Source organism: Kitasatospora sp. NPDC088548 (assembly GCF_044753005.1).
Taxonomy (GTDB): domain Bacteria; phylum Actinomycetota; class Actinomycetes; order Streptomycetales; family Streptomycetaceae; genus Kitasatospora.
In genome coordinates this window covers 80,434-89,406 of sequence record NZ_JBIVMI010000023.1, presented here as the reverse complement: position 1 = coordinate 89,406, position 8,973 = coordinate 80,434, and the positions used below count along the sequence as shown (strand labels likewise).

Here is an 8,973-nt window from a genome sequence, read left to right as displayed (position 1 = left end):
CGTCGGCGTGGCTGGCGGGGTCCAGGGCCAGCAACGCCTGTACGGCCTCGTCAGCTCCGGCCCGGCACAGGGCACTCAGCAATTGGGCCACCGTGGACGGCTTAGTTACGTCGGCGTCCGTGGCAGCTCGTGTCCCCAGGGTCCTGGCGGCTTCGTTAGCCCCGTTCCGCTGTAGTGCGTCCAGCAGATGCGTCACCGCCCCTGTTTCGGTCAGGTCGGTATGGTGGGCGGCTCGTGTTCCGAGGGCCCTGGCGGCTTCGTCAGCCCTGGCTTGGTGTAGTGCGTCCAGCAGATCGGCCACTGCGCGCGGTTTGGTCACGTCGGCGTGGCTGGCGGGGTCCAGGGCCAGCAACGCCTGTACGGCCTCGTCAGCTCCGGCCCGGCACAGGGCACTCAGCAATTGGGCCACCGTGGACGACTTAGTTACATCGGCGTGGTCGGCAGCTCGTGCCCCCAGGGTTCTGGCGGTTTCGTCAGCCTCGGCTTGGTGTAGTGCGTCCAGCAGATGCGTCACCGCCCCTGGATCGGTCAGGTCGGTATGGTGGGCGGCTCGTGTTCCGAGGGTTCTGGCGGCTTCGTCAGCCCTGACCTCGCGCAGCTCGTCCAGTAGATAGGAAACCCCGGGCAGATCGATCGGGTTGGCGTGGCTGGCGGGGTCGAGGGCCAGCAATGTCTGCACGGCCTCCTCAACCCCGGCCTCGCGCAGGGTTTCCAGCAATCGGGCCACCGCATAAGGATCGGTCAGGTTGGCATGACGGGCAGCTCGCACCCCCAAGGTCCTGACGGCTTCGTCGAGCCCGGTCCGATCAAGGGAGAGCAGGAGAACGCGCACTCCAGAGGGGTCAGTCAGGTTGGCATAGCGGGCGGCTCGCGGTCCCAGGGTCCTGACGGCTTCATCGAGCCTGGCCAGGTGGAACGCCTTCACCAGCTGTGCCACCGTGCGCGGTTTGGACACGTCGGTGTGGCTGGCGGCCCGTACTGCCAGGGTCCTGACGGCTTCATCGAGCCTGGCCAGGTACAGTGCGTCCACCAGCAGTGCCACCGAGCGCGGATTGGACACGTCGGTGTGGCTGGCGGCCCGTACTCCCAAGGTCCTGGCAGCTTCACGAAGCCCGGCCAGCTGCAGCGCGTCGACCAGCTGGGCCACCGCGGACGGATCGGTCAGGTCGGTGTGGCTGGCGGCCCGAACTCCCAAGGCCTTCGTGGCTTCGTCAGCCCCAGCTCGGTGCAGCGCATCCACTAGTTGTGCCACGGCGGGCAGATCGCCGAGGTCTGCCTGGGTGGCGGGGTCGGATGCCAAGAGCGCCTGTACAGCTTCGTCGGCGCCGGCCTGGTGAAGTGCGTCCAGCAGATCGGCCACTGCGGGTGTTTTGGTCGGGTCGGAGTAAAGGACGCTTATGGCGCCACCTGTGTGATCGGGATCCAGCTCTCTTCCGAGATTTGCCAGGGCCAGTGTGGGGTGTCCGGCCCGGACCGCTCGATCCCATAGTCGAACGGCCGTTTGGCGGAACCCCCGATCCCACGCTGCCTGCGCGAGTCGGACCACGTCATCCCGTTCAAGCGGGTGGATAGTCACGGCTTCCCAGAGGGACGGGGCGCCGGGTTGGTCAGCACGGTGATGGACGGTGTGTTGATCCAGGTAGTCGGCTGGTTCGTAGCGAGCGGGCTCTCCGGCTCGGCTGCGGACGGCGATGAGCGGGGTGATCGTGTTGCGGATGTCCGTACGAGTGCGGTCGGCCCGGACTCCGGCGGCGAGACCTTCGAGGAGGGCGCGGGCCCATTGGGGGTCGGCGGCCCGGTGGCGGGCGTCGAGGACGCCGTCGGCGGCGTGGGCAAGAAAGTCGGCGGTCAGCGGGGCCCGGTGGCCGAGCCGACGTGCGTCCAGCGCAGCAGTGAGGAGCGCATGCTCCTGGTGGGTGTAGTAGGCGCCAGGGCCTGCCGTGTAGGCGTCCACGAGTTCCGGTCCGCCGCTGAGGTGCTGGACGACCCGCCCGTCGGAGGCTCCAGCGTTCAGAGCTTCCCGAAGCCGCGGATCGGATCGTCTGGCGCTGAGGACCCTCCAAGCCCGAAGGTCGGCCTCGAACAGGCGATGAGGGACACTGATTTGAGTGGCGAGGGCCGGATGGGTGAGCAGGGCTTTCGCGGCTGCGTACGGCGCCCCCGGCTGCTCGGAGGTGAGTTCGTTCCAGTACGGCTCAAGCCAGAGGGTCGCAACGGCAGCGATTCCGGAGCTTCGCTGCAGCAGGGCGTGAAGCTGTTCGGCTGCGGCCTTGCCGTCGGCGTCGTACAAGAAGCGTTTAGCCTCGTTGAGCCACAGGACCGTGCCTGGCCGAACGCGGCCGGCCTCGAGCATGTCGAGCAGGTTGGCAGCGCCGGACGGGCGGAGCAGGGGGTGATGGGGGGCAAGGGTGCTCAGGGCCTCGTACAGGGCTCGGGTCTTGCCAGTGGAGGATTCGCCGATGAGGACGACCAGGCGGGACGGTCCGCCGGTGAGCGCTGGGCGAAGTGCGTCGCACAGTTCGCGGTCGTGGTCGCGCGGAAGGTAGGGCGTCAGCCATACCGAGGGGCTCGTTGCTTTGTCGGGATAGGTGGCAGTGTGGACCTCCAACGCGGCAGGCCCGAGGATGGTTACGGTGCCATCTGGGGGGTCGCTGTCGGTGCTCGCCTCCAACAGCAACCGCTTGACGGTGGTGTAGCTGCGGTGCGTGGCCGAGTCGGGCTGGACGATGGTGAAGTGGGTTCCGGGCAGAACCGCGGCGTCGGAGAAGACTGCCTGCGCGGACGCTCGGGGGACGACGCCGTCCTCCTCACCGGCGAAGACGGAGAAGGGGATCGGGCAGGTGTAGTCGGACAACTCGGTCGCGTTGATGACGCCCTTCAACACCCTGCTCAGCGTGTCGCTGACTTGCTCGTTCAGCGGACGCAGTTGCCTCTCCTGAGGATTTCCGTGCAACAGCGCCCGGCGGGCCTCCAGACCCAGCAGGGAGCCGGCGCTCGGGGTGGCCAGCAGCACGACCCGTTTGATGCGGTGCAGCTGGAGGCCCTGGCCGTCGGCGAGCATCCGCACCAGATGGCGCTGGATCACCAACCCACCCATGCTGTGGCCCGCCAGCACCAACCGCTCGAACCGCTCGGCCTCCGTGCGCAGAAACTCCTTCAGGCTGTCCGCCACCGTGTCCAGCGAAGGGATCACCCGCGTGGGGTTCCACGGCTTCCAAAGCTTGGTTCGGTACCCGAAGCGCAACACCTGTGCTCCGGCCAGATCCGTGTCCTCAGCGATCAGGCCGGTGAACCGGTCCCACACCTCCGGGCCCGACATGAAGCCGTGCACCATCACTACACCCAGCACCGCGGGCACCCCCATTCGGCCAGCTCCCCAAAATTCCCCGGCCGCCAGATTACTCACAGAACCGCGGGCTGGATCAGGTGAAGCAGATGACGGTGCTCGGGCGCCGGGGTGCCGTAGCTGGCCCGGTGCCTACGAGCGCGACTCGCTGGGAGGCAAGGTGTTGCTTTCGCGGAAGCGCCGGGCGGCGATTGCCGACAAGCTGGTTGGAGGGATCAGGGATTGCCGAGCCGACGTTTAGCAGGTGATCGCGGCTCGGCCAAACTGCTATTCCCGTGCGAACCTCTCCGGCATTGGTAGCCGTCACAGAGGAGGTCCCGTGGCTCAGCAGTCCGTGAGCGTCAGGGAGACCGCGGAGTATCTGAATACGTCAGTTCCGTGGGTGTATCGGGAGGCGTCCCGCATGGGTCTCATCCCGTACAGGTTCGGGAGTGGGAAGAACACGAAGCTGCAGTTCAAGGTCTCCGACGTTCAGGCGTGGGTGAAGCAGTAGCGTATGCCTGCTGCGTGACGCTGGCGGCGAACGAACGGGGTAGGTCAGCCTCTGGGGAAGAATCACCATTTCGTCTCAGGGGCAAACCGACCTCAAGCGCCAATATCAGTTCGTCCCGCAGCTCAACCATTCAGAATCTCAAGGGGGCGTCAGGTGAGTTGGGCTTGACCATCATGGCAGCCGCTCGCATTTGCCAATGGTCGTCCAGGGTGGTGTCGGCCGCCAGAACCGCATATAGGTCGCGGCCGCGAGGGTCGTCCAGTGCGGCCAGCGCAGTCGCAGCTTGGACCCGGATTCCGCCGCTGACGGTGGGGTCACTGGCCAGCACGGCATACAGGTCCCCGCTGCGCGGGTCGTCGAGTTGGGTCAGGGCCCGGACAGCCTGCATGCGGCGGATCCCGTCGAAGCTGGCGTCGACGGCCAGCATGGCGCACAGCTCGGAGCCGCGTGGATCGTCGAGTTCGGCAAGTGCCTCAGCAGCCTGCACCCGCCAGTTGCTCTTGAGGGCGGCGTCGCCCGCCAGTTCGGCGTAGAGGTCGGCACTTCGCGAGTCGCCGAGTGCTCCCAGCGACTCGGTGGCCTTCACCCGTAGTGCGCTGTTCAGCGTAGTGTTCTGGGCCAGCGCTGCGCAGCGGTCGGCGGTGGCGTCGATGATTTCAGCGGGGACGAGAGTGCCAAGGCGCGCCTGCTCGGCGACGAACCGGCAGGCTTCGAATCCCCCGCGTCGAACCAGACGTTGCAGGGGAGCACGTCGGTAGCAGCGGGGTCCTTCTCCTGGGCTACGTCGAGCAGGAAGCCGAGATAGGACGCCTCCACATTGAGCGGTGCTCTCCAGATCTTGCGGAACCACAGGCGGCACTTGATGCCTGGATCGTTGGTGGATGGGCCGTACCGGGTCCATCGTCCGAACAGTCGACGAAGCAGACGGGCGCCGTCCTGCTCGTCCGGGATGACGTGGCGGGCTGCCAGGTACTCCAGGAGGGTCTGGTGCAGGAACACGAACTCCCCTGAGCGGACCGTCAACAGGCCGCTGCGTCGCAGAGCGTCATCGAGGAAAGCCCGCCACACGTCGGTCGGGACTTCGGCAGGTCGTTGGGCGTCAGGGTGGGAGGCCAAGATGTCGATCACCGGCTGGGAACTCCCGGCGAGGCGTTTGGCGGCGATCAGGGCGATGAGGCCCGGAAGAGAGCTGAGCGTACGCTCGGACTGGTCGAGGGCGTTGCTGCCGTAGCACTCCAGAGCTGCACGAGTCTGCAGCCGAATACCAGTAGCGCCACGGACGTGCTGGTGCTTGTAGAGCAGGTCGATGAAGTCGTGATAGATCCGGCCTCGACTAGCGGGCAGCGGCCGACCGGGGCGGATGGCGTGCAACTGGCAGAGCATGGAGATCATCAAGGGGATTCGGGCGAGGTCGGACAGCCGGCTGCGCGCCAAGGCTTGCGTGAACCGGGTCGCGACGCGGTTGGGTTCGGCCAGCTCGAAGGCGTGGAACCAGCCCCAGGCAACGCGGTGCACTTCGTCCGGACTGAACGGTTCCAGATCGTATCGGGGCGGCCGAAAGCCGATGTTGTCGAGCTCCCCGCCAGGCAGCGGGCGGGGAGCCACGACAAACCTGTATGTCTGGGCGTCCTGGCCTCGCTAGGCGGAGAGGGTGCCCGGCGCCAAGAGCAGGGCGAGTGAGCCAGCGGCGTGCCGGCCATCCGGACCTCGCCGCCGTCCCGGGCGGGGACAGGTGATGCGAGAGGGCTCCCGTTACCCCGGTACCGTCCCCGTGCGGCCGTCCCTTCCTGGCGGGGGCTCGCGGCTCGCTTCGGTGATCAGGGCGCGGATCGCCGTGGCCACGGGGGCCGGCCGCTCCTGCATGGCGACGTGGCCGACGCCGGGCAGGGTGAGGAGGCGGACGTCGCGGAAGGCCGCGTAGGCCCGGGGCGCCGTGCGGAAGGGGACGAGGTTGTCGTCCCGTCCGTAGACGAGCAGGGTGGGGGCGGTGACCCGGCGGGCCTGGCGCCAGGCCGACGCCTCGCCCTGCCGCACGAACGCGCGGGCCAGTGCGCGCACCCCCTCGGCCAGCATGTCCTGCGCGTACGGCAGTTCCGTGCGGCGCCGGCGTTCGCGGGCCTCCACCGCCCGCTGCTCGGTGCCGACGAGGGCGGGGTTCGCGTAGATGAGGCGGTAGAGGTCGTCCAGCCGGCGGTCGGGGCTCTGGGCGGCCAGGAGCCGGGAGTACAGTCGCGGGGCGCCCGGCAGTCCGAGCAGGGCCACCCGGAGGGCCTGCGCCGGCGGGAATGTCGGCAGTACGGGCGAGATGAGCGTCAACGTGCCGACCAGATCGGGTCGTCGGGTGGCGAGGTGGAGTGCGATCAGGCCGCCGAGGGAGTTGCCGACCAGGTGTACGCGGCGGTGTCCGGTCCGGTCGAGGTGGTCGGCCACGGCCGCGGCCTGGCGTTCGACGGTGACATCGCCGTCGGGTGGGGGCGCCGACCTCCCGAAGCCCGGGAGGTCGAGGGCCAGGCAGTGCGCCGAGGTCCGCAACAGGTCGATCAGGCCGGCCCAGTTGTGGGTCCACCCGCCCAGCCCGTGCAGGAACACGGCGGTGTCGGTGGCCGGGGCGGCGCTGCGGACGTACTCGACGGCGAGAGTCTGCTGCATGATGGTCTGTTCCTCCGGAATGGTCCCAACCCGTCCTCGTCTCCTGCCGGCCGGCTCACTCCCGCAGGGGCCCGGCCGTCTCCGCGATGGCGAGCCGGTAGTGCCCGATGAGCCGGTCACCGACCGCTTCCCAGCTGCGTTCCGCCACGGCGGCACGGCCGGCCCGCCCGAGCGCCACCCGCAGCTCCCTGCTCCGGGCGAGCCTTTCCACGGCTTCCCGGAACCCCCTCCGCGCATCGGGCGGGACGAGGAATCCGGTCCGCCCCGGACGTACGAGGTCCAGCGGTCCGCCGGCCGCCGGGGCGACGACGGGCAGGCCGCTCGCCATGGCCTCCTGGAGGGTCTGGCCGAACGTCTCGAACGGCCCCGCATGGACGAACACGTCGAACGAGGCGTAGAGCCGGGCGAGTTCGTGCCCGGTCCGGCGGCCCAGGAAGACCGCGTCCGGCAGTGCGGCCTCCAGCCGGGACCGGAGGGGACCGTCGCCGACGACCACCAGCCGTACGCCCGGGAGCCGGGACACCTCCGCCAGCCGGTCGACCTGCTTCTCCGCCGCCAGGCGCCCGACGTATCCCACCAGGACCTCCTCGGGGGAGCCGAGGTGCCGGCGCAGGGCCTCGTCGCGGTGGCGGGGGTGGAACCGCAGGCAGTCCACGCCGCGCGGCCACAGGTGGACCCGGGGAACGCCCTGCGCCACCAGGGCGCGGAGCGACGCCCGGGACGGCGCCAGCGTGCGTGCGGCCGGGGCGTGGATGTGCCGGAGGTGCCGCCAGGCCAGCCTGGCGCCGGCAGCTCCCGCCACCGGCAGATAGGCCCTGGCATAGGCGGCCATGTCCGTCTGGAACACCGCCACGACCGGGATCCCCGCCCGCCCGGCAGCGGCCCCTCCGGCCGCCCCGAGCATGAACGGACCGGCCAGGTGCACCAGATGGGGGCGGTGCCGGGCGATGGCGTCGGCCACCTGCCGCCCCGGGAGCGCGATCCGTACCTCCGGGTAGCCGGGCAGCGGCACGGAAGGGACGCGGACCACCTCGTAGCCGTACGCCCGCTCGGGGCCGTCGCCCCCGTACCGCCGAGCGGCCCCCGGCGCCGGTGCCACCACGACCGGAGTGTGCCCCCGGGCCACGAGGTGCTCCGCGGCCCTGAGCACGCTGTGGGCGACACCGTTGAGCTGCGGCGCGAAGGACTCGGCGACGATCACGACGCGGAGCCGGTCACCACCGGGAGCCGGGACGTCCGCGGGGCGCGCCGCAGGCCCGCGCAGGACCCGGCTCACCCGGCACCGCCGGTTCCCGGTACGGCCGGGCGGGCCGGGCCCGCCGGGAGGGACCGGCCGACCGCGCGCAGGTCCCGGAGGATCTCCAGGAACGAGTCGGAGAGGCCCGCCTCGCAGTACTCCACGCCGATCTCCGCGCAGTAGTCGCGCACGATGCGCGAGGCGGGGCGCAGCGCCACCACCGGCATGGCGGGGAAGAGATGGTGCTCGATCTGGTAGCCGAGACCGCCGAACACGAGGTGGACGAACCGGCCGGCCCGCAGATTGCGGGAGGGCAGTACCTGCCGCCGGAGGAAGTCCGTCCGCTCCGCGTCCGGGCCCGTCATCGGCATGCCCTTGTGGTTGGGCGCGAAGACGCACCCCAGGTACACGCCGAGCACGGATCCGCACACCGCGGCGAAGGCCAGGGCCTGGAGCGGTGAGAGGACGACGGCCAGCAGGGCCGCCGACAGGATGTAGTGCAGCGCGGCGAGGGTGCGTTCCAGGGCCGGGTACCGGACCGGGCCCCGGGTCAGGGTCAGCCAGGTGGCGACGAGGAGGCCGAGCGCCTGGAGGGAGAGCAGCGGGAAGAACAGCTCTGCCTGGTACCTGGCGACGAGCCGCCTCAACCCCCTGGCCCGGCCGGCCTGTTCGGCGGTCCGGACGAAGAGGATGGAGTCGGCGGCCGGGTCGTACCCCGCGCGGTTCGGATGCGCGTGATGCCGGTTGTGGTCGCTCACCCACCACCCGTAGCTCATGCCGACCACGAGGTTTCCCAGCAGGATGCCGGCCAGGTCGGTCGCCCGGCGGCCGGCGAACACCGCGCGGTGGGCGACGTCGTGGCCGAGCAGTGCCAACTGGCCGAGCAAGAAGGCGAACAGGGGCGCGAGGCACAGCTGCCACCAGCTCGCGCCGAGCACGACGAACCAGGCCAGGAGCAGCGCCAGGGCCGTGAACAGCGCGGCGCTCCGGCACGCGTAGTGCAGCGGGCGCCTGCGCAGCAGACCGGCCTCCGAGACGCGCCGGTACAACTCGGCGAAGTCGCCGCGCCGGGTGGTCCCGGTGGTCGGGGTGTCCTGAACGGTCATGCCACCATCCCGGTCTCGGGTCGCTCCGGCCGTGGCAGCCTCGCGGTGAGGCCCCGGGCCGGGTGGTCTCAGCGTTCAGTACCCGACCCGTCGTTGTCCCGGCACCGCTCCGTGTCGCGGGCGGAGACGGCTCGATCGGGCG

Annotated in this window: 7 protein-coding genes; 1 reads left to right on the top strand and 6 read right to left on the bottom strand. The window is 70.1% G+C overall.

Features of this window, described 5'->3' with window-relative positions; translation table 11 throughout:
* Positions 1-3,364 (bottom strand): alpha/beta fold hydrolase (locus ACIP82_RS26605; protein ID WP_400656862.1); only part of this gene is annotated, 3,364 nt, incomplete at its 3' end.
* Between the two features lie 301 nt (positions 3,365-3,665).
* On the opposite strand from ACIP82_RS26605, the gene ACIP82_RS26600 reads away from it, so the two are divergent.
* Positions 3,666-3,839, top strand: coding sequence for a helix-turn-helix domain-containing protein (locus tag ACIP82_RS26600; protein WP_400656860.1), 174 nt, complete (start codon positions 3,666-3,668; stop codon positions 3,837-3,839).
* A 130-nt stretch (positions 3,840-3,969) separates the two neighbouring features.
* Here ACIP82_RS26600 and ACIP82_RS26595 read toward each other — a convergent pair whose 3' ends face one another.
* From ACIP82_RS26595 to ACIP82_RS26575, 5 genes are all read right to left on the bottom strand, one after another.
* A complete protein-coding gene (locus ACIP82_RS26595; protein WP_400656858.1) occupies positions 3,970-4,425 on the bottom strand; it encodes a hypothetical protein in 456 nt (151 codons plus the stop codon).
* A gap of 14 nt (positions 4,426-4,439) precedes the next feature.
* On the bottom strand, positions 4,440-5,444 hold the full coding sequence (locus ACIP82_RS26590) for an NACHT domain-containing protein (RefSeq protein ID WP_400656856.1): 1,005 nt from the start codon (positions 5,442-5,444) through the stop codon (positions 4,440-4,442).
* 147 nt (positions 5,445-5,591) lie between these two features.
* A complete protein-coding gene (locus ACIP82_RS26585) occupies positions 5,592-6,488 on the bottom strand; it encodes an alpha/beta fold hydrolase (protein ID WP_400656853.1) in 897 nt (298 codons plus the stop codon).
* A gap of 55 nt (positions 6,489-6,543) precedes the next feature.
* On the bottom strand, positions 6,544-7,689 hold the full coding sequence (locus tag ACIP82_RS26580; protein ID WP_400656851.1) for a glycosyltransferase family 4 protein: 1,146 nt from the start codon (positions 7,687-7,689) through the stop codon (positions 6,544-6,546).
* A gap of 71 nt (positions 7,690-7,760) precedes the next feature.
* Entirely contained in the window at positions 7,761-8,831 is a 1,071-nt protein-coding gene (locus ACIP82_RS26575) for a fatty acid desaturase family protein (RefSeq protein WP_400656849.1), read from the bottom strand.
* Positions 8,832-8,973: the final 142 nt, after the last annotated feature.

Excerpts from the sequence above, each read along its gene's own strand:
- ACIP82_RS26575 (WP_400656849.1), bottom strand. The coding sequence starts at position 8,831 with ATGACCGTTCAGGACACCCCGACCACCGGGACCACCCGGCGCGGCGAC.
- ACIP82_RS26585 (WP_400656853.1), bottom strand. The coding sequence starts at position 6,488 with ATGCAGCAGACTCTCGCCGTCGAGTACGTCCGCAGCGCCGCCCCGGCC.